Here is a 19,105-nt window from a genome sequence, read left to right as displayed (position 1 = left end):
CGTCGACGGGGACCTCGAGCAGGTCCGCGCCGTAGCTGAGGGCGGTGCCGGAGCCGTTCGTGTAGGTGGGGGACTCGACCACCACGAGGTCGCCCGGGTCCACGAAGAGCTTGAACGCGAGGTCGAGGCCCTGCATGCCGCCGGAGGTGATGACGAGCCGTTCGGGCCGGGTCGGCTCCGGGGTCGTGGAGTGGTGGGCCACGACGGTCTCGAGCAGACCAGGCTCGCCCTCCGTGGCCCCGTACGTGAACGAGCCGGCGACGAGGACCTCGGCGGCGATCCGCCGGAACTGCTCCGTGGGGATCACCTCGGCGGCCGGGGCGCCCATCGCGAAGCGGACGATGTCGTGGGTCTGGGCGGCGAGCAGGGACGTCGAGGAGTCGATGACCGACCCCACGAGCCCGTCCGCCCGGCGGGCCAGGGGCAGCAGGCCCCGGGCGGGGTCGCCGCCCACCCCCGCGGTGGGGGTGGTGCGCAGGCCGGCCACGGTGGTGAGGGATGCGGCGGTGGTGGTCATGGGATCACTTCCTGATGAGGGCTCGGGGGAAGGAGGTCAGGGCCTCCGTCCCGGTGGCGGTGATGCGGATCGACTCGGAGACCTCGTAGCCGTACCCGGTCATCCACATGCCGCAGATGAGGTGGAACGTCATGTTCTCGGCGAGCACGCTCTCGTCCTCCGAGCGGATGCTGATGGTGCGCTCGCCCCAGTCGGGGGGATAGCCGATGCCCACGGAGTAGCCGAGCCGGCTGGGCTTCTCGAGCCCGAACTCCGCCAGCGCCCAGTTCCAGGTGCTCGCGAGCTCGCGCACCGGGACGCCCGCGGCGGTGACGTCGAGCACGGCCTCGAGCCCCGTGGCCACGGCCTCCTCGAGCAGGCCCAGCTCGGCCGTGGGCGGGCCGAGCATCACCGTGCGGGCCAGCGGCACGTGGTAGCGCCGGTGCACCCCGGCGAGCTCCACGACCACGGCGTCGCCCTCCCGCAGCACCCGGTCCGACCACGTGAGGTGCGGGGTGTCGGCGGAGGCCCCGGTGGGCAGCATCGGGACCATGGCCGGGAAGTCCCCCCACGCGTCGTCGACCCCCTCGACCTGGGCCCTGGCGATCTGCGCCGCGACGAGGTGCTGCGGGACCCCGGGCTCGATCGTGTCGATCGCTGCCTGCATCGCGGCCGTCGTGACGCGGGCGGCCGTGCGCAGGTACTGGATCTCCGCCGGGGACTTCACGGCGCGCACCCAGTTCACGAGGTCGAAGGCGTCCACAAGGGTCCACTCCGGGAGGGCGTTGACGAGCGAGCGGTAGCCCTTGGGGGAGAAGAAGTGGGAGTCCATCTCCAGGCCCACGCACCCCCGGGCGGCCGGGGCGACCTGGCCGCGGCGGCGCAGGGCGAAGGCCACCCAGTCGAAGGGGTGCAGGTGCGGGCGGTGCACGTAGCGCTCGGGGTAGCCGACGATCTGCCCGGGGTCCAGCCGGGACGTGCGGAACGCGCCGTTGGCGTCCATCTCCCGCAGGAACAGCAGCAGCTCACCCTCCGCCGGCACGAACAGCAGCTGCGGAGTGTAGAAGGACCAGGCGTCGTAGCCCGTCAGGTAGAACAGGTTCGCGGGGTCGGTCACCACCAGCGCGTCCAGGCCCTGCTCCGCCATCCGCTCCCGCACCGCGCGCAGCCGGGCGGCGTACTCCGCGTCGGGGAACAGTGCGGGGCGGACGTCCGGATCGGCCACGGTGTCATCGGCCACGGGGCACCGCCGTGTACTTCGTCTCGAGGAACTCCTCGATCCCCGTGCGGCCGCCCTCGCGCCCGAGGCCCGAGGCCTTGACCCCGCCGAAGGGCGCCGCCGGGTTGGAGACCAGCCCCGTGTTGATCCCGACCATGCCGACCTCGAGGGCCTCGCTGACGCGGAAGCTGCGGTCCACGTCGCGGGTGAAGAGGTAGCCCACGAGCCCCCACGGGGTGTCGTTGGCCCACCCGAGCACCTGCTCCTCGGAGTCGAACGCCACCACGGGCGCCACCGGCCCGAAGATCTCCTGGGACATGAGCGCGGCCTCGGGGCTGACCCCGGACAGCACGGTGGGGGCGTAGAACCAGCCCCGGCCCCCGGCCCGGCGGCCCCCGCACAGCACGGACGCACCGCGGGCCAGGGCGTCGTCCACGAGCTCCTCCACCTTGGCCACGGCCTTCTCCTCAACGAGGGGGCCCACCTGGGTGCCCTCGGCCACGCCGTGGCCCACGGTGAGGGAGCCCATGCGCTTTGCGAGGCGTGCGGAGAACTCCCCGGCCACGGAGCGGTGGACGAACAGGCGGTTGGCCGCCGTGCAGGCCTCGCCCATGTTGCGCATCTTCGCGGTCATCGCGGCCTCGACCGCCACGTCGAGGTCGGCGTCCTCGAACACGATGAAGGGGGCGTTGCCGCCCAGCTCCATGGACGAGCGCATGACGTGCTGGGCCGCCTGCTCGAGCAGCCGCACCCCCACCTCTGTGGAGCCGGTGAAGGAGATCTTGCGGGCGATCCCCGAGGACATCCAGGGACCGACCACCGACGAGGCCCTCGAGGTGCACACGACGTTGAGCACCCCCGCCGGCAACCCGGCCTCCACCAGGACGTCCACGAGGGCCAGGGAGGACAGGGGCGTGAGGTTCGCGGGCTTGAAGACCATCGTGCAGCCGGCCGCGACGGCCGGGCCGATCTTGCGGGTGCCCATGGCCAGTGGGAAGTTCCACGGGGTGACCAGCACGCAGGGCCCCACCGGTTCCTTGGAGACCAGGATCCGGGTCCTCCCGTCGCCCGAGAGGGTCATGTCCCCGCCGATCCGCACGGCCTCCTCGGAGAACCAGCGGAAGAACTCGGCGGCGTAGGCGACCTCCCCGCGGGCCTCGGCGAGGGGCTTGCCCATCTCCGTGGACATCACCAGCGCGAGCTCGTCGCGGCGGGCCATGATCAGGTCGTGGGAGCGGCGCAGGATCTCCCCGCGCTCGCGGGGCGCGGTCCGCGCCCAGTCCTTCTGGGCCCGCCCCGCGGCCTCGATCGCCCGGGCGGCGTCCTCTGGGCCGCCGTCCGCCACCGTGGCGACGACCTCCTCGGTGGCCGGGTCCACCACGTCGAAGCGGCGCCCGGAGGCGGCCTCGGCCCACTCGCCGTCGACGAAGACCCCGGTGCTGACCCCGGCGACGGCCTCCCGGGATCGGCGCAGGACGTCCTCGGAGGCGGTGGTGGGGGCGGCGGAGTCGGTCACGGGGTGTCCTTCCGGTCGGGATCGACGCGGGGTGCGGGGCGGGGTCCGAGGCGGGATCCGGTGCGTCCGGGCGCGGTGCGGGACGGGGCGGGGCTCATGCGGTCGCCGCCGCCCCGTCGAGGACCTCGGCCAGGGCGGTCTCGAAGCGCTCGAGGCCGGTGCGGATCTCCTGCTCGGAGACCACCAGCGCGGGGATCAGCCGGACCACGTTGCCGGCCGGCCCGCAGGTCAGGGTGAGCAGTCCGTGGCCGGTGGTGGCCTGCTGCACCGCGAGCGCGGCGGCGGCGTCCGGGGAGCCGTCCTCCTGCGCGAACTCGACGCCCTGCATCAGCCCGCGGCCGCGGACGTCGCTGATCCCGGGGTAGCGCTGCTGCAGGGGCCGCAGCCCCGCCTGCAGCTGGTCCCCGCGGACCCGCGCGTTCTCCACCAGGTCCTCGTCGCGGACCACGTCCAGGGTGGCGCAGGCCGCCGCGGCGGCCACGGCGTTGCCGCCGTAGGTCCCGCCCTGCGAGCCGGGCCAGCCCCGCTCCATCAGCGCGGTCGGCGCCGCGATCGCGGAGATCGGGAAGCCCGAGGCGAGGCCCTTCGCGGTGATCAGCACGTCTGGGACCACGTCCGCGAACTGGTGACCCCAGAACCGCCCGGTCCGCCCCACCCCGGCCTGCACCTCGTCCAGCACCAGCAGGATGCCGTGCCGGTCGGCCCGCTCCCGCAGCCCCTCGAGGAAGGCCGGCGGGGTGGGCAGGTAGCCGCCGTCGCCGAGCACGGGCTCGATGAGGAGGGCCGCGGTGTCCTCGGGCGCCGTCCTGGTCACCAGGAGGTAGTCCAGCTCCCGCAGGGCGAAGTCGACCGCCGTCCGCTCGTCCCACCCGTAGCGGTGGGCGTAGGGGAACGGGGCCATGTGCACCCCGCCCATGAGCGGGGAGAAGCCGGCGGAGAACCGGGTGCCGGCGGTGGTGAGCGTCGCCGCGGCCACCGTGCGGCCGTGGAAGCCGCCCTGGAAGACCACCACGTTGGGCCGGCCCGTGGCCATCCGCGCCAGCCGCACCGCGGCCTCGACCGCCTCGGAGCCGGAGTTGGCGTAGAACACGGAGTCCAGGCCCGGCGGCAGGACCTCGCCCAGCTTCTCGGTGAGCTCGAGCAGCGGGGGGGTGCAGCACGGTCGTGTACTGGGCGTGGATGACCCGGCCGACCTGCTCGCGGGCCGCCTCGACCACCCGGGGGTGGCAGTGGCCCGTGCTGGTCACCCCGATCCCGGTGGTGAAGTCCAGGTACTCGCGCCCGTCCATGCCGGAGATCCAGCAGCCCCGTGCGGAGTCGACGACGACCGGGGTCGCCTGCTTCAGGAGCGGACTCAGTGAGGTCATGGCTCATCATGGGAACAGCCCATGCGGATTGTCAACAATCGGACCGCCCCCGTAGGGTGGCCCCATGAGCACCGTGCGCGAGCCGCCCCGTGTCGTCGTGCTGACCGCCGAGGGCACGCCACCGCCCGGCAACGAGGACGCCCTCCGGACCCTCGCCGACGTCACGGTGGTGACGCGCGAGGATCTCGCCGACGCCCTCGCGGGGACCGCCGGGCGGCGCCCGGCGGAGGTGCTGCTGCTGTGGGACTTCTTCTCGGACGCGCTCGCCGGCGCGTGGGACGCCGCGACGGGGCTGCGCTGGGTGCACGTCGCGGCCGCCGGCGTGGACGCCGTGCTGTTCCCGGCGCTGCGCTCCTCGGAGGTGCTGCTGACCAACGCGCACGGCGTCTTCGACCGGCCCATCGCCGAGTTCGTCCTCGCCGCGGTCCTGGCCCACGACAAGCAGCTGCACCGGAGCGCGCGGCTGCAGCGCGAGCACCGGTGGGTGCACCGCGAGCTGCGGCGCACCCAGGGCTCCACGGCCCTCGTCGTGGGCACCGGGGGGATCGGCCGCGCCACCGCCCGCCTGCTGCGGGCGGTGGGGATGGAGGTCCGCGGCGCCGGGCGCACGGCGCGGGCGGAGGACCCGGACTTCGGGACCGTCGTCCCCACCGCCGAGCTGGCCGAGCACGCCGGGTGGGCGAACCACGTGGTGCTCGCCGCCCCGCTGACCGGGCGCACGCACGGGATCGTGGGCCCCCGGGTGCTCGCGGCGATGTCCCCGCACGCCCACCTCGTGAACGTGGGCCGGGGCGCGCTGGTGGACGAGGACGCGCTGCTGGAGGCCCTCCGGGCGGGGCGTCCGGCCGCCGCGACCCTGGACGTCTTCGACACGGAGCCCCTTCCGCGGGACCACCCCTTCTGGGCGATGGACAATGTGCACGTGTCCGCGCACATGTGCGGGGACGTGGAGGGGTGGCGGGACGAGCTCGCCGTCCAGTTCGAGGACAACCTCCGGCGCTGGACGGCCGGGGAGCGGCTGGTCGACCAGGTGGACAAGAACGCCGGCTACGTCCGCTCCCGGTGAGGGGGGCGGCGGGATCGCCGGCGACGGCGCCGCGGATCCCGTGCCGGCGGGCCACGACGAGAGGAGAGCACGGACCATGCGCGTAGCAGTTCCCAGAGAGATCAAGCCGGCCGAGCGGCGGGTGGGCCTCGTGCCCGCCGGGGTGACCCAGCTCGTGCGGGACGGCCACGAGGTGCTCGTGGAGACCGGCGCGGGGGAGGGCTCCGGGTTCGACGACGACGCCTACACCGCCGCGGGGGCCGAGGTGGTCGACCGGTCCACCGTGTGGGAGCGGGCGGAGCTGCTGGTCAAGGTGAAGGAGCCGGTGGCCGAGGAGTACGGGTTCCTGCGCCCCGACCTCACGCTCTTCGCGTACCTGCACCTGGCCGCCGACCGCCCGCTCACCGAGGCGCTGCTGGAGGCCGGCGCCACCGCCGTGGCCTTCGAGACCGTGCGCGCCGGCCGGACCCTGCCCCTGCTCCAGCCGATGTCCGAGATCGCGGGCCGGCTCGCCGCGCAGTCCGCCGCCCACCACCTGCAGTCCAACGCCGGCGGCCCCGGGCTCCTGATGGGCGGGGTCCCCGGCGTCGCCGCGGCCAAGGTCGTGGTGGTCGGCGGCGGGGTCGTGGGCACGCAGGCCGCCCTGATGGCCTCGGGGCTGATGGCCGACGTCACGGTGCTCGACGCCAACGGCGTGCGGATCCGCGAGCTCACCGACCTGCTCGGGCACCGGGCCCGCGTGCTGATGAGCGACGAGCACGTGCTCGAGGAGGAGATCTCCGGGGCGGACGTGGTGATCGGGGCGGTGCTCGTCCCGGGGGCGGCGGCGCCCAAGCTCGTGCGCCGTGAGCACCTCGCGGTGCTGCACGACCACGCCCTGCTCGTGGACGTCGCCATCGACCAGGGCGGGTGCTTCGAGACCTCCCACCCGACCACCTACGACGACCCGACGTTCGAGGTGGACGGCATCACCCACTACTGCGTGGCGAACATGCCAGGCGCCGTGCCGCGCACCGCGACCCGGGCCCTCGCCAACGCCACCACACCCTATCTGCGGCGCCTGGCCCGCGGACCGGAGCAGGCCCTGGCCGCCGATCCGGAGTTCGCGGCCGGGCTCAACACGGCCGCCGGCAGGATCCGGCACGCCGGAGTGGCGGAGGCCTTCGCGGACCTGCCCGCGCAGCTGGACTGAGCCCCGGCGGACGTCCCGCCCGGGCTCAGTCCGGCGCCGGGCCGTCCGCCGTGAGCAAGCGGAGCAGCCGCTCCAGCTCGACCCGGTCCTCCGGGACCAGCCGTGAGAAGTACTCCTCGGACTCCCGGCGCCGGTCCTCCCGGACCCGCTCGCGCAGGCCGGTGCCCCGGGACGTCAGCGCCACCAGCGTGGCCCGCCGGTCGGACGGGTCCGGGACCCGCTCCACGAGCCCCTTCTGCTCGAGCAAATCCACCACCTCCGTGGCGGACCGCGGGGCGATGCGCAGGGCCTCGGCGAGGTCCTTCACCCGCAGACTGGCGGACCCGCCGCCGTGGCGGCAGGTCCCGGCCGGGCCGTGCCGGTGCCCCGGCCCACCGGCACACCCGGCGAGGGCGTCGAGCGCCCGGAACTGGTGCGGGGTCAGTCCGAAGGGGGCCAGCTGCTCGGCCCACCGGCGGCGCAGCCGACGGAAGACGGCGTGCAGCAGGTCCCCCAGGCGGGCCGGATCGGGAGCGTCGTAGGGCATGGCGTCATCCTATCTTCATTGCGGGCTACCTCATAGAGAGGTAACCTCCTTGATAGTTCCCGAGGAGGATCCCATGGCGACGACCCATCACCCCGCGCGCGTCCGCACCCCGGCGCACGACGGCGGAGGCACCCCGGCCGACAGCCCGGGCGTCCTGCCCGGTTCCGGTCCCGGAGGCGGCGGGGGCGGCGGTCGGCCGGCGCGCCAGAACCCCGCGGACCGGACGCAGCTCGCCCGGCACCCCGTCAGCCCGCGTCGGATCGCGGCGCTGTTCGCCCCGCACCGGGGCACGATCGCGCTCGTCGTCGTGCTTATCACCGCGTCCTCGGTCGTCAACCTCGCCCAGCCGTTCCTGGTCCGCGGCGTGATCGACGACGCCCTGCCGAGCGGCGACACCCGCCTGCTGGTGCTGCTGACCGCCTCGATGGTCGGGGTCGCGGCGCTCACCTCCGTGATCGGCGTGGTCCAGACCTGGATGGCCACCGCCATGGGCCAGCAGGTGATGCACGCGTTGCGCGTGCAGCTCTTCACCCACCTGCAGGCCCAGTCGCTGGGGTTCTTCACCCGGACCCGGGGCGGGGAGGTGCAGTCGCGGCTCACGCACGACATCGCGGGGATGCAGTCCGTGGTCACCAGCTCCGCCACGGGCGTGGCGTCCAACCTCACCACCGCCGTGGCGACGGCCGTGGCCATGGTGGCGCTGTCCCCGGCGATGAGCCTCGTCTCCCTGGTGGTGCTGCCGCCGGCGATCTGGCTCTCCCGCCGCGTGGCCCTGATCCGCCGGGACGTCACCGACGAGCGCCAGCGGGAGCTCGCCGCGCTCCACACCCAGGTGGAGGAAGGACTGTCCGTCTCGGGGGTCCGGCTGGCCAAGACCCTGGGCACCACCGCGCGGGACGCGGAGCGCTTCACCGAGCGCTCCGACCGGCTCGTGGGCCTGGAGCTGCGCAGCCAGCTGGCCGGACGCTGGCGGATGGCCACCATGCAGATCGTCTTCGCCGCCATCCCCGCCGTGATCTACCTGGCCGCCGGCTTCCCGGCCACCAGCGGCGGCATGACCATCGGCACCCTCGTGGCGTTCACCGCCCTGCAGGGGACCATCTTCCGGCCCGTCATGGGTCTGCTGAACATCGGCGTGCAGTGGGTGTCCGCGCTGGCCTTCTTCAGCAGGATCTTCGAGTACCTCGACCTCGAGCCGCAGATCGTCCCGCCCGCCGCGCCCGTCCGGCTGGATCCGGCCGCCGTGCGCGGCGAGGTTCGGTTCGAGGGCGTGCGCTACGCCTACGACGACGGGGCCGACGTCCTGCACGAGCTCGACCTGGTGCTGCCGGCGGGCACCACCACAGCGGTGGTCGGGCCCACCGGCTCGGGCAAGAGCACCCTCGGCTCCCTGCTGCCGCGGCTCAACGACGTCGCCCACGGCAGGGTGACGATCGACGGCGTCGACGTGCGGGAGATCGATCCGGCGGACCTCGCCCGGATCGTGGGCGTCGTCTCCCAGGAGACCTACCTGGTGCACGCCACGGTGCGCGCGAACCTCCTGCTGGCCGATCCGGGCGCCTCCGACGCCGAGCTGTGGGCCGCCCTCGGCGCCGCGCGCATCGCCGACACCGTCGCCGGACTGCCGGACGGGCTGGACACCGTGGTCGGCGCGCGCGGCCACCGCTTCTCCGGCGGGGAGCAGCAGCGCCTGGCCATCGCCCGGACCGTGCTGCGCAACCCGCCCGTGCTGGTCCTCGACGAGGCCACCAGCGCGCTGGACAACACCACCGAGGCGCAGGTCCAGGAGGCCCTCGACCGGCTGGCCGCCGGCCGCACGACCCTGACCATCGCGCACCGGCTCTCTACGGTCGAGAACGCCGACCAGGTCATGGTGCTCGAGGGCGGCCGCATCGTCGAGCGGGGCGCGCCGCGGGAGCTGCGCGCGGCCGGCGGCCCGTTCGCGCTGCTGGCCGCCCGGACCGGCCGGGACGACGACGCCGGCCGGCGCACGGCCGCTGCCCGTGACGCCGCCTCATGACCCGCGGGAGCCCGCGTGACCACGGACGTCCGTGGTCACGCGGGCTCCCGCGGGTCGGCCGGTGCGCTCGGGGTCAGCCGCGCGTGCCGTGCTGGACGATCAGCGGCCGACCGGCGGGCTGCGCCACCCGCTCGCGCGCGGTCCGGGCCGCCGCCACGAGGTGCTCCAGCGACGCCCTCGTCTCCTCGTAGCCGCGGGTCTTCAGGCCGCAGTCCGGGTTGACCCACAGGGTCCGCGCCGGGACGTGCTCGAGGGCCCGCTCGAGCAGCTGCTCGATCTCCTCCCGGGAGGGCACGCGGGGGGAGTGGATGTCCCACACGCCCGGCCCGATGCCCCGGGAGAAGCCGGCGGCCTCGAGGTCGGTCAGCACCTCCATCCGGGACCGGGCCGCCTCGATGCTCGTGACGTCGGCGTCCAGGCCGTCGATCGCCCCCACCACCTCGCCGAACTCCGAGTAGCACAGGTGGGTGTGGATCTGGGTCTCGTCCCGCACCCCCGAGGTGGCCAGGCGGAACGCGTCCACCGACCAGCCGAGGTAGGCGGGCTGGTCCGCGCGGCGCAGCGGCAGGAGCTCCCGCAGCGCCGGCTCGTCCACCTGGATGATCCCGATCCCGGCGGCCTCGAGGTCCGCGACCTCGTCCCGCAGCGCGAGCGCCACCTGGTTCGCCGTCTCGCCGAGCGGCTGGTCGTCGCGCACGAAGGACCACGCGAGGATCGTCACCGGGCCCGTCAGCATGCCCTTGACCGGCTTGTCGGTGAGGGACTGGGCGTGGCCGATCCACGGCACCGTGAACGCCTCGCCGCGCAGGCCCTGGCCCTCCCGGCTGACGTCGCCCCACAGGATCGACGGGCGGGTGCAGCGGGAGCCGTAGGACTGGACCCAGCCGTGGACGGTGGTCGCGAAGCCGTCGAGGTGCTCGGCGAAGTACTGGACCATGTCGTTGCGCTCCGGCTCGCCGTGCACCAGCACGTCCAGGCCCAGCTCCTCCTGCAGCCGCACGACCCGCTCGATCTCCTCCCGCAGGAAGGCGTCGTACTGCGCGTCCGTCAGGGCGCCGGCGCGGTGCCGGGCGCGGGCGGTGCGGACCTCCGCGGTCTGGGGGAAGGAGCCGATCGTGGTGGTGGGCAGCGGGGGCAGGGGCCCGGACGCCGTGAAGGACCGGCCTTCCTGGGCGCTCCGGCGGACCTCCGCGGCCGACCGTCCGATGTCCGCGGCGGTCAGCGAACCGGCGCGCTCGCGCACGGCCGCGTCGCGGACCCCCGCGGCGTCCTGCCGGGTGCGGCGGGCCTCGGCCGCCTCGGCCAGCTCCGGCGCGACCGCCTCCGTCCCGGCGGCGAGACCGCGGGCCAGGGTGACGATCTCGCCGACCTTCTGGTCGGCGAAGGCGAGCCAGCTCCGCAGCTGCGGGTCCAGCCGGGTCTCCTCGGCCACGTCGTGCGGGACGTGGAACAGGGACGTGGAGGAGGCCACGGACACCTGGGCGCCCCCGCGGGCCAGCTCCGCGAGCTGGTCGAGCCGGCCGGCCAGGTCGGCCCGCCACACGTTGTGCCCGTCCACGGCGCCGGCCACGAGCACGGCGGAGTCCTCGCCCCGGAAGAACTCCAGCTCCTCGGCGGTGGGGGCGGCGCCCTTGACGAGGTCCAGGTGCACGGCCTCCACGCCGGAGCAGGCCAGCGGGTGCAGTAGCGGCCCGGGGGAGCCGTAGGACGTGGTGACGAACAGCTGCGGGCGCCTGGTCACGGCGGTCAGGCCCGTGTAGGCGTCCCACACGGATGCGGCGAGCTGCTCGGCGGGGACGTCCTGGTCCGCCACGAGGGCCGGTTCCTCCAGCTGCACCCAGTCCGCGCCGGCGGCGGCGAGCTCCTGGAGCAGCCGCGCGTACACGGGCAGCAGCTCGGGGAGCCGCTGCAGCGGGTCGAAGCCCGCGGGGGCGCCGTCGTCGGCCTTGGCGAGGAGGAGGAAGGACACGGGGCCCACGAGGACCGGGCGGACGGTGAAGCCGTGCGCGGCCGCGCGGCGGACGTCGGCCACGAGCCGGTCGGCGGTGGCGCGGAACGGGGTCTCCGGGCCGATCTCGGGCACGAGGTAGTGGTAGTTGGTGTCGAACCACTTGGTCAGCTCGAGCGGAGCGCGCCCGGCGTCGCCGCGGGCCAGCACGAAGCTCGCGTCGAGGCCGAGCCGGCCCTCGGCATCGGCGAGGTCGGCGAAGCGGGTCGGCGTCGCCCCGAGGGCCACGGTGGTGTCCAGGACCTGGTCGTAGAGGGGGAATGCCGCGGGCAGGGACGAGTCCCGGGCGCCGAGGCCCAGCTCCACGAGCCGGCGGTGGGTCGCCAGCTGCAGGTCGGCGGCCGCCGACTCCAGCTCCTCGCGGGTCGAGCGCCCGGCCCAGTAGGCCTCCAGGGCCTTCTTCAGCTCGCGGCGGCGGCCGATCCGGGGGTAGCCGGTGATGGTGGCGGCGGGGAACGGGACAGTGGTCATGGTGGTCTCCTGAAGAGGTGTCGAGGGGTCGTGCGGAACGGTGGGTCGGTGCGTGCTCAGGCGGGGAGCAGGAGGTCGTCGAGCGCGACGGGCACGTGCGGGACGCGCGGGAGGTCCACGTGCTCCAGCAGGTCGAGCGCGGCCCGGTGCTCGTTGAAGGTGTAGAGGTGCAGCCCGGGGGCGCCGGCGTCCAGGGCGGCGCGGGCCAGCCGCGCCGCGAAGGCCACGCCGGCGCGGTGCCGCTCGGCAGGACCGGGCGCGTCCTCCAGCGCGGCGGCCAGGCCCGGGTGGGGCGCCAGGCCCGCCAGCCGGCACAGCGTCCGGAGCCGCCGCGGGTCGGTGACCGGCATGATCCCCGGGACGATCGGGATCGTCACCCCGGCTGCCCGCGCCGCCGCGACCAGGCGCTCGTAGCGCTGCGGGCGGAAGTAGACCTGCGTGATCGCGAAGTCCGCCCCGGAGCGCTGCTTGGCCAGCAGCACCTCGACGTCGTGCCGGAACGAGGGCGACTCCGGGTGCCGGGTCGGGTAGGCGGCCACGCCCACGGCGAGCCGGCCGGCCGCCAGGGCCGCGGTGTGGCGCCGCTCGACCTCGCGCACGAGCTCCACGAGCTCGCCGGCGTGCCGGAGCTCGCCCGGCTCGGCTCCCGGGTCGAGGTCGCCGCGCAGGGCCAGCACGCCCCGGACGCCGCGGCGGACCAGCGCGGCCACGGTCTGCTCCAGCTCGGCCCGGGTGCTGCCGACGCAGGTCAGGTGGGCCAGGGGCCGCAGGCTCGTGCGCGCCAGGAGGTGGTCGAGCAGGGCGAGCGAGCTGTCCCGGCGCTGCTCGTCCCCGCTGTACGTCACCGAGACATGGTCGGGACGGGTGGGCTCGAGCTCCTCGATGGTCCGAAGCAGCGTGTCGGCGCTCGCCGCGCTGCGCGGCGGATAGAGCTCGTAGGACAGGGACGGCGGCGCCGGCCGGGCGGTCGGGCGTGGTGTCACGTTCTTCCTCCAAGGGTCACCCCGAGGGAGGGCAGCAGCCGTCCCGGAGTGGACCCGGGAGGCTGCGACAGCTCCATCGGTCCTGGCGGGAGCACCGTTCCGCGCACCCCGTGGCGGGGGCGCGGATGGTTGCTGCGGCGTCGACGAGCCAGGTCTCTCGGCCGCTCTGGATAGATGCAGGACCCATTCCAGCGGCTGCCCCGCCGCGCTGCCAAGTGCGGGCGCCCAGAAGACGCCGGTGCGCGGACTGTGACGACCGCGACGTCACAGGACGCAACACGGACGCGCGACGACGCACCGGCGACGACGCCCATGAGGAGCGCAGGTCCGGGGCCGTCACGATCCGGTCTCGGGTCTTGCCGGGCCCGGGCGGGCGGCATAGTCTTTGACAACCAACAGGTTGATCAAGGAATCAGTTGACAAACACCGTGGACCCCGGCGACGACGAGCTCGACAGGGCCTTCCTGGCACTGGCCGACCCGGTCCGCCGCCGCATCGTCGCCCGGCTCAGCCGTGGACCGGCCACGGTCACCGAACTGGCGGAACCCTTCGCGATCTCCCTCCAGGCGGTCTCGAAGCACATCCAGGTCCTCGAGCAGGCGCAGCTCGTCACGCGCACCCGTGACGCCCAGCGCCGGCCCGTCCACCTGGACCCCGCACGGCTCGAGGCGCTCACCACGTGGATCGACCGGTACCGGCTGGTCCGGGAGGAGCAGTTCCGCCGCCTCGACGCCGTGCTCGACACCCGAGCCGCGGACCGCGGCGAGCACACCCAGGACTGAACCATGGGACACGCACTGCACCTGACCGTCCCCGACGGCCTGCCCTTCATCGACTTCGAGCGCGAGTTCGACCACCCCGTGGCCGACGTCTACCGCGCCCACGCCGACCCCGAGCTGTTCCGGCAGTGGATCGGGCCGCGCGGGCTGCGGACCCGGATCGACGGCTTCGAGTTCCGCCCCGGCGGCGCCTACCGGTTCGTCCAGCGCGGCGAGGACAGCGCCGAGGAGTACGCCTTCCGCGGCGTCTTCCACACGGTGCGCGAGAACGAGCTCGTGGTCCAGACGTTCGAGTACGAGGGCTGGCCCGACGCCGTGGACCTGGAGTACCTGCACTTCGAGGACCTGGGCGACGGCCGGTGCCGGCTGCGCGGGCACACCGTCCACGCGTCCCAGGAGGCCCGTGACGGGATGGTCGGATCCGGCATGGAGAAGGGCATGGCCGAGGGCTACGAGCGGCTCGAGGAGCTGCTGGGCGGGCGGGCCGCGCAGGGCGGGGCCTGACCGTGGACTGGACGCTCGAGGTGGTTCTGCTGCCGGTGCGCGACGTCGACCGTGTGATCGCGCTCTACCGGGGCGGGGTCGGCTTCCACCTCGACCACCACACCACCACCGGGCAGATGGACATCGCCCAGCTGACCCAGTCCGGGTCCGGGTGCTCGATCGTGGTCGGCGACCTCCCCGGCCGGCCGCAGCGGCCCGGGGCCGGCCGGGGAGCCCGTGCTCAGTCGCGGGGGAGGTGCTCCGGCCGCCGGCCGAGGGTGCGCGCGGCGAGTGCGATGAGCAGCACCAGCCCGGCCGTGAGCAGGAGCTGGCCCCGCACGGCGTCGTCGAGCAGCCCGAGCAGGACGATCCCGGCGAGGAGCGCCAGCGCCAGGTACGACAGCCACGGGAAGGCCCACATCCGCAGGGGCAGCTCGGCGCCGTCCCGGTCCGCGCGGCGGCGCAGGACGATCTGCGAGACCAGCGCGAGCCCCCAGACGACCAGGCAGGTCGCGCCCACGGTGTTGAGCATCCACAGCAGCACGGTCTCGGGCCACAGGTAGTTGAGCACCACGGCGGCGAAGCCGAAGAGCACGGAGACGACCACCGCGCTCCGGGGGACCCCGCGGTCGGAGACGTCGGCGAAGGCCCGCGGCGCCGAGCCGCGGCGGGCCAGCGACCAGAGCATCCGGGACGCCCCGTAGATGTTCGCGTTGAGGGCCGAGAGCAGCGCCAGGATGATCACCACGGCCATCAGCACGTCCGCACCGGGCACCCCGGCGGTCTCCAGCACGGCCACGAACGGGCTGACCGAGAGCTGCTCGTCGTTCCACGGCAGCACCAGGACCATGACGGTCACGGCGCCCACGTAGAAGACGAGGATCCGGACCAGGATGGTGCGCACGGCGCGGGCCACGTTGCGCTGCGGGTCCTCGGTCTCCGCGGCGGCGATGGTCACGAGCTCCGTGCCGCCGAACGCGAAGACCACCACGAGCAGCGCGGCGGCCACCCCGGTCGGGCCGTGGGGCAGGAAGCCGCCGTGGGCGGTGAGGTTCGCGAGCCCCGGGGAGGGCTCCTCCGTCAGGCCCAGGAGCACGGCGACCCCGACCACGAGGAAGGCCAGCACCGCGAGCACCTTCATCAGCGCGAACCAGAACTCGGTCTCCCCGAGCGTGCGCACCCGCACCAGGTTGATCGCCGTGAACACCACCATGAACAGCAGCGCCAGCACCCACTGCTCGGCCACCGGCCACAGCTCCGTGAGCAGCTGGGCCGCGGCCGTGGCCTCCGCCGCGACCACCACCACGATCTGCGCCCACCACAGCCAGCCGAGGGTGCGTCCCACGGTGCGGCCCATGGCCTTCTCGGCGTAGGTCGAGAACGCGCCGGGGGACGGGTCCGCGGCGGCCATCTCGCCCAGCGCCCGCATCACGAGCACGAGCAGCACGCACGCCACCAGGAAGGACACCAGCACCGCCGGCCCGGCGGTGCGGATCGCGGCGCCCGTGCCGATGAACAGGCCGGTGCCGATCGCGCTGCCCAGGGCCATCATCACGAGGTGCCGGGCCTTGAGGTGGGTGCCCGGGGCGGCCGCGGGCGCGGAGGACGGGGACCCAGCCGGGGTCCACGTGGAAGGGGAACTCATGAGCATCGAGGGTATCGGACCGCGGCGGCCGCCGGACGGGGCGGCGGATGCCGGTCCCGGGTCACGGCCCGCTAGACTTGCACGGTACGAGCCCCTGGGTCTCCTCCTGCCGGCGTCGCGCCGTCCCGGGCGCGCGGGTGGGAGCGGGCCGACGCAGGGGCGTTGTCGTGCCCGGCCGGTGCGAGCCTCCGCCGGGGCCCGCGGGAGAAGTCCCGTTCCATCCAGGCAGGAGAGTCGTTCAATGCCAGCAATCGTGATCGTCGGCGCCCAGTGGGGCGACGAGGGCAAGGGCAAGGCCACCGACCTGCTGGGAGGCCGCGTGGACTACGTGGTCAAGCCCAACGGCGGCAACAACGCGGGGCACACCGTGGTGGTGGGCGGCGACAAGTTCGAGCTCAAGCTCCTGCCGGCGGGCATCCTGAGCCCCAACGCCGTCCCCGTGATCGGCAACGGCGTCGTCGTCAATCCCCAGGCCCTCTTCGAGGAGATCGACGGCCTCGAGGCGCGCGGGGCGGACACCTCCCGGCTGCGCGTCTCCGCGAACGCCCACCTCGTGGCCCCGTACCACCAGACGATGGACCAGGTCTCGGAGCGCTTCCTCGGCAAGCGGGCGATCGGCACCACGGGCCGCGGAATCGGGCCCGCCTACATGGACAAGGTCGGCCGGCTCGGCATCCGCGTCCAGGACGTCCTGGACGAGTCGATCCTGCGGCAGAAGATCGAGGGCGCGCTGCGGCAGAAGAACGAGCTGCTCGTGAAGCTCTACAACCGCCGGGACATCGACGTCGAGGAGGTCGTGCAGTACTTCCTGGGCTACGCCGACCGGCTCGCCCCGATGATCGTGGACTCGACCTACCTGCTCAACCAGGCGCTCGACGAGGACAAGGTGGTGCTCATGGAGGGCGGCCAGGCGACCTTCCTCGACGTCGACCACGGCACCTACCCGTTCGTGACGTCCTCCAACCCCACCGCGGGCGGCGCGTCCGTGGGCTCGGGCATCGGGCCGACCCGCATCACCCGGGCGATCGGCATCATCAAGGCCTACACCACCCGCGTGGGCGCCGGGCCGTTCCCCACCGAGCTCTTCGACGAGATGGGCGAGCAGCTGCGCACCACGGGCGGCGAGTTCGGCGTCAACACGGGCCGTCCCCGCCGCACCGGCTGGTACGACGCCGTGATGGCCCGCCACGCCTCCCGGATCAACGGCTTCACCGACTACTTCCTCACCAAGCTCGACGTCCTCACCGGCATCGAGCAGATCCCGGTGTGCGTGGCCTACGACGTCGACGGCGTCCGGCACGACGAGATGCCGATGACCCAGACCGAGTTCCACCACGCGAAGCCGATCTTCGAGCACTTCGACGGGTGGGAGGAGAACATCACCGGCTGCCGCACCCTGGAGGACCTGCCGGCGAACGCCCGGGCCTACGTCGAGGCGCTCGAGTCGATGAGCGGCACCCGGATGTCCGCGATCGGCGTGGGCCCGGACCGCGACGACACCATCGTGGTGCGCGACCTCATCAACTGATCCCGTCCCCGAGGTCGCACGTGCCGGCGACGGGCGCGTCGCCGGTCGCCGGCACGTGCGATCTCGCGCCCCGCGGGGGTTCCCCGGGAGGGGTCAGACGAGGACCAGGACCACCCAGATGCCGAGGGCGCCGAGGGCGAGCATCGCGGCCGAGGTCGCCAGCACGGCCCCGACCTCCGGCTCGGTGCCCTCCTCGACGATGCCGCGGGCGCTGCGGGCGTAGCGGGGGCGCTGTGTGACGTAGATCGCCGCCGCCGTGAGGACCGCCAGGCCGAACAGCACCAGCACGAACGGCCCGTGGTGCGGCAGCCAGCGCAGGAAGATCGCCGAGACCACCACGAAGGACATCAGGGTCCGGCCCCAGGCCATCGTGGTGCGCTCCGGCTGCAGGCCGGGGTCCCCGTGCGGCGGCTGCGGAGGGTCCGGGGGCTCCGGAGGGCGGCGGAGCTGCGGGCGGGGCATCTCAGCCCTGCAGGACGACGACGACGAGCACTCCCGCCGCGATCGCCCCGCCCACCGCGAGCACCGGTGCGATCAGGGGCAGTGGCAGCGGGACCTGGCGCCGCATGCTCCGCTCCACCCCGATCCAGCGGAACGTGGCGCCCGCGCTGAGGAGCATGCTCAGCACCAGCAGCACGATCGCGAGGAACTTCCGCACGCCGTCGTCGAACAGGTCCGCGGTGAACGCCTCGATGGCGATCCCGCCGGCCAGGAACGCGAGCGCGGTCCGGATCCAGGCGAGGAACGTGCGCTCGTTGGCCAGCGTGAACCGGGGGTCGGGGGCGGTCCCGCCGCCGAGCACGCGCTCGGACAGCCGGCGTCGCCCCGGGGTCTCGGACTGCTCGCCCATCGCCTGCCCTTCGCTCGCGCGGTCGTGTCGGCCCCATCCTGCCACGGGCCGTGCCACGGGCCGTGCCACGGGCGGGGGCACGGGCCGGTCGCGGATGCACCGGTCGCGGATACAGTGGGAGCTCCAGCCGCGACCCGCCGAGGAGGACACCCGTGAAGATCGCCGTCGGACAGTTCGCACCCACCGCCGACACGGCCGAGAACCTGCGGACCATGCGCCGGCTGGCCGAGCAGGCCGCGGCCGGCGGGGCGCAGCTGGTGGTGTTCCCGGAGGAGGCCATGTTCTCCGAGCGGCTCCTCGGGGAGGACTTCGAGGAGCTGGTCCTGCGCGGCTGGTCCGGGTTCGTCCAGCAGCTGTCCTTCCTGGCCGCGCAGACCGGTGTCGCCGTGATCGCGGGCGGCTACGAGGGCTCCGCCGACGGGCGCCCCTATAACACGCTCGTGGCCGTGGACGCGCAGGGCGCGATCCTCGGCACGTACCGCAAGCTCCACCTCTACGACGCCTTCAGCCACCGGGAGTCCGACCGGATCCGCCCGGGGGACAAGGGCGTCACGGTGGTGCGGATCGGGGAGCTCGCGGTCGGCATGATCACCTGCTACGACCTGCGCTTCCCCGAGATCTGCCGTGCCGTGGTCGACGCCGGGGCGGAGCTGCTCACCGTGCCCGCGGCCTGGTTCGCCGGCGAGCACAAGGTGGACCACTGGCAGGCGCTGCTCAAGGCCCGCGCGATCGAGAACACCGTCTGGGTCGCGGCCGCGGACACCTGCTCCGAGCACACGGTGGGCCGCTCCGCGGTGCTCGACCCGCTCGGCGTGGTGGTCGCCGAGGCGGGGGAGGACGAGATCGTGCTGACCGCCGACGTCACGCGCGAGCGCATCGCCGAGGTGCGCGAGAACGTGCCCGTGCTCGCGAACCGCCGGTTCGGCCCGGCAGATCTGCTGCCCTCCGACGAGGGCTGAGGCGGCCGCAGCCACGCC

The 19,105-nt window shown here is 74.1% G+C and carries 16 protein-coding genes, 1 pseudogene and 1 riboswitch; of the genes and pseudogenes, 7 read left to right on the top strand and 10 right to left on the bottom strand.

Features of this window, described 5'->3' with window-relative positions; genetic code table 11:
- From RF647_RS02470 to RF647_RS02455, 4 genes and pseudogenes are all read right to left on the bottom strand, one after another.
- On the bottom strand, positions 1–517 hold a 517-nt coding region (locus RF647_RS02470; protein WP_368810346.1), incomplete at its 3' end, for an aminotransferase class I/II-fold pyridoxal phosphate-dependent enzyme.
- 4 nt (positions 518–521) lie between these two features.
- Entirely contained in the window at positions 522–1,736 is a 1,215-nt protein-coding gene (locus RF647_RS02465; protein WP_368810345.1) for a M24 family metallopeptidase, read from the bottom strand.
- Positions 1,726–3,231 (bottom strand): NAD-dependent succinate-semialdehyde dehydrogenase, encoded by a 1,506-nt coding sequence (locus RF647_RS02460; protein ID WP_368810344.1) that lies wholly within the window; start codon positions 3,229–3,231, stop codon positions 1,726–1,728. The genes RF647_RS02465 and RF647_RS02460 overlap by 11 nt, the downstream gene beginning before the upstream one ends.
- A gap of 94 nt (positions 3,232–3,325) precedes the next feature.
- Positions 3,326–4,598, bottom strand: a pseudogene (locus RF647_RS02455) (aspartate aminotransferase family protein).
- A 64-nt stretch (positions 4,599–4,662) separates the two neighbouring features.
- Between RF647_RS02455 and RF647_RS02450 the strand changes: the two are divergent.
- Together RF647_RS02450 and ald are read left to right on the top strand one after the other, a co-directional pair.
- Positions 4,663–5,664 (top strand): D-2-hydroxyacid dehydrogenase, encoded by a 1,002-nt coding sequence (locus tag RF647_RS02450; protein WP_368810343.1) that lies wholly within the window; start codon positions 4,663–4,665, stop codon positions 5,662–5,664.
- Between the two features lie 76 nt (positions 5,665–5,740).
- The gene (ald, locus tag RF647_RS02445) at positions 5,741–6,835 is read left to right on the top strand and encodes an alanine dehydrogenase (protein ID WP_368810342.1); all 1,095 of its coding nucleotides are present in this window, start codon (positions 5,741–5,743) and stop codon (positions 6,833–6,835) included.
- 25 nt (positions 6,836–6,860) lie between these two features.
- On the opposite strand, the gene RF647_RS02440 is transcribed toward ald, so the two are convergent.
- The gene (locus tag RF647_RS02440; RefSeq protein WP_368810341.1) at positions 6,861–7,361 is read right to left on the bottom strand and encodes a MarR family winged helix-turn-helix transcriptional regulator; all 501 of its coding nucleotides are present in this window, start codon (positions 7,359–7,361) and stop codon (positions 6,861–6,863) included.
- Between the two features lie 73 nt (positions 7,362–7,434).
- Here RF647_RS02440 and RF647_RS02435 point away from each other — a divergent pair, with 73 nt between their 5' ends.
- On the top strand, positions 7,435–9,381 hold the full coding sequence (locus RF647_RS02435) for an ABC transporter ATP-binding protein (protein WP_368810340.1): 1,947 nt from the start codon (positions 7,435–7,437) through the stop codon (positions 9,379–9,381).
- Between the two features lie 73 nt (positions 9,382–9,454).
- Here the strand turns inward: RF647_RS02435 and metE are convergent, their stop codons facing one another.
- Positions 9,455–11,860 carry a 5-methyltetrahydropteroyltriglutamate--homocysteine S-methyltransferase gene (metE, locus tag RF647_RS02430; protein ID WP_368810339.1) on the bottom strand — a complete coding sequence of 802 codons (2,406 nt, stop codon included), beginning with the start codon at positions 11,858–11,860 and terminating at the stop codon, positions 9,455–9,457.
- 56 nt (positions 11,861–11,916) lie between these two features.
- Positions 11,917–12,843, bottom strand: coding sequence for a methylenetetrahydrofolate reductase (locus tag RF647_RS02425; protein ID WP_368810338.1), 927 nt, complete (start codon positions 12,841–12,843; stop codon positions 11,917–11,919).
- Positions 12,844–12,913: 70 nt separating this feature from the next.
- Positions 12,914–13,020, bottom strand: a riboswitch (SAM riboswitch).
- A gap of 251 nt (positions 13,021–13,271) precedes the next feature.
- On the opposite strand from RF647_RS02425, the gene RF647_RS02420 reads away from it, so the two are divergent.
- Both RF647_RS02420 and RF647_RS02415 read left to right on the top strand, forming a co-directional pair.
- Positions 13,272–13,625 carry a helix-turn-helix transcriptional regulator gene (locus tag RF647_RS02420; RefSeq protein WP_133409401.1) on the top strand — a complete coding sequence of 118 codons (354 nt, stop codon included), beginning with the start codon at positions 13,272–13,274 and terminating at the stop codon, positions 13,623–13,625.
- A 3-nt stretch (positions 13,626–13,628) separates the two neighbouring features.
- On the top strand, positions 13,629–14,126 hold the full coding sequence (locus RF647_RS02415) for an SRPBCC family protein (protein ID WP_368810337.1): 498 nt from the start codon (positions 13,629–13,631) through the stop codon (positions 14,124–14,126).
- A gap of 220 nt (positions 14,127–14,346) precedes the next feature.
- Here the strand turns inward: RF647_RS02415 and RF647_RS02410 are convergent, their stop codons facing one another.
- Positions 14,347–15,756, bottom strand: a complete 1,410-nt coding sequence (locus RF647_RS02410) for an amino acid permease (RefSeq protein ID WP_368810336.1) — start codon at positions 15,754–15,756, stop codon at positions 14,347–14,349.
- 235 nt (positions 15,757–15,991) lie between these two features.
- Here RF647_RS02410 and RF647_RS02405 point away from each other — a divergent pair, with 235 nt between their 5' ends.
- Entirely contained in the window at positions 15,992–17,278 is a 1,287-nt protein-coding gene (locus tag RF647_RS02405; RefSeq protein WP_368810335.1) for an adenylosuccinate synthase, read from the top strand.
- A gap of 93 nt (positions 17,279–17,371) precedes the next feature.
- On the opposite strand, the gene RF647_RS02400 is transcribed toward RF647_RS02405, so the two are convergent.
- Positions 17,372–17,740, bottom strand: a complete 369-nt coding sequence (locus tag RF647_RS02400; protein WP_368810334.1) for a DUF202 domain-containing protein — start codon at positions 17,738–17,740, stop codon at positions 17,372–17,374.
- A gap of 1 nt (position 17,741) precedes the next feature.
- A complete protein-coding gene (locus tag RF647_RS02395) occupies positions 17,742–18,128 on the bottom strand; it encodes a YidH family protein (RefSeq protein WP_133408975.1) in 387 nt (128 codons plus the stop codon).
- Positions 18,129–18,280: 152 nt separating this feature from the next.
- Here RF647_RS02395 and RF647_RS02390 point away from each other — a divergent pair, with 152 nt between their 5' ends.
- Complete coding sequence (locus tag RF647_RS02390; RefSeq protein ID WP_368810333.1) at positions 18,281–19,087, top strand: carbon-nitrogen hydrolase family protein; 807 nt, start codon at positions 18,281–18,283, stop codon at positions 19,085–19,087.
- The last annotated feature ends 18 nt before the right edge of the window (positions 19,088–19,105 follow it).

The sequence above is a fragment of the Kocuria sp. CPCC 205263 genome (genome assembly GCF_040981075.1).
GTDB lineage: Bacteria > Actinomycetota > Actinomycetes > Actinomycetales > Micrococcaceae > Kocuria > Kocuria rosea.
This window is presented reverse-complemented; position numbering and strand designations above follow the sequence as displayed.

Excerpts from the sequence above, each read along its gene's own strand:
- ald (WP_368810342.1), top strand. The coding sequence starts at position 5,741 with ATGCGCGTAGCAGTTCCCAGAGAGATCAAGCCGGCCGAGCGGCGGGTG.
- RF647_RS02405 (WP_368810335.1), top strand. The coding sequence starts at position 15,992 with ATGCCAGCAATCGTGATCGTCGGCGCCCAGTGGGGCGACGAGGGCAAG.
- RF647_RS02410 (WP_368810336.1), bottom strand. The coding sequence starts at position 15,756 with ATGCTCATGAGTTCCCCTTCCACGTGGACCCCGGCTGGGTCCCCGTCC.
- RF647_RS02395 (WP_133408975.1), bottom strand. The coding sequence starts at position 18,128 with ATGGGCGAGCAGTCCGAGACCCCGGGGCGACGCCGGCTGTCCGAGCGC.
- RF647_RS02400 (WP_368810334.1), bottom strand. The coding sequence starts at position 17,740 with ATGCCCCGCCCGCAGCTCCGCCGCCCTCCGGAGCCCCCGGACCCTCCG.
- RF647_RS02440 (WP_368810341.1), bottom strand. The coding sequence starts at position 7,361 with ATGCCCTACGACGCTCCCGATCCGGCCCGCCTGGGGGACCTGCTGCAC.
- metE (WP_368810339.1), bottom strand. The coding sequence starts at position 11,860 with ATGACCACTGTCCCGTTCCCCGCCGCCACCATCACCGGCTACCCCCGG.
- RF647_RS02415 (WP_368810337.1), top strand. The coding sequence starts at position 13,629 with ATGGGACACGCACTGCACCTGACCGTCCCCGACGGCCTGCCCTTCATC.
- RF647_RS02435 (WP_368810340.1), top strand. The coding sequence starts at position 7,435 with ATGGCGACGACCCATCACCCCGCGCGCGTCCGCACCCCGGCGCACGAC.
- RF647_RS02450 (WP_368810343.1), top strand. The coding sequence starts at position 4,663 with ATGAGCACCGTGCGCGAGCCGCCCCGTGTCGTCGTGCTGACCGCCGAG.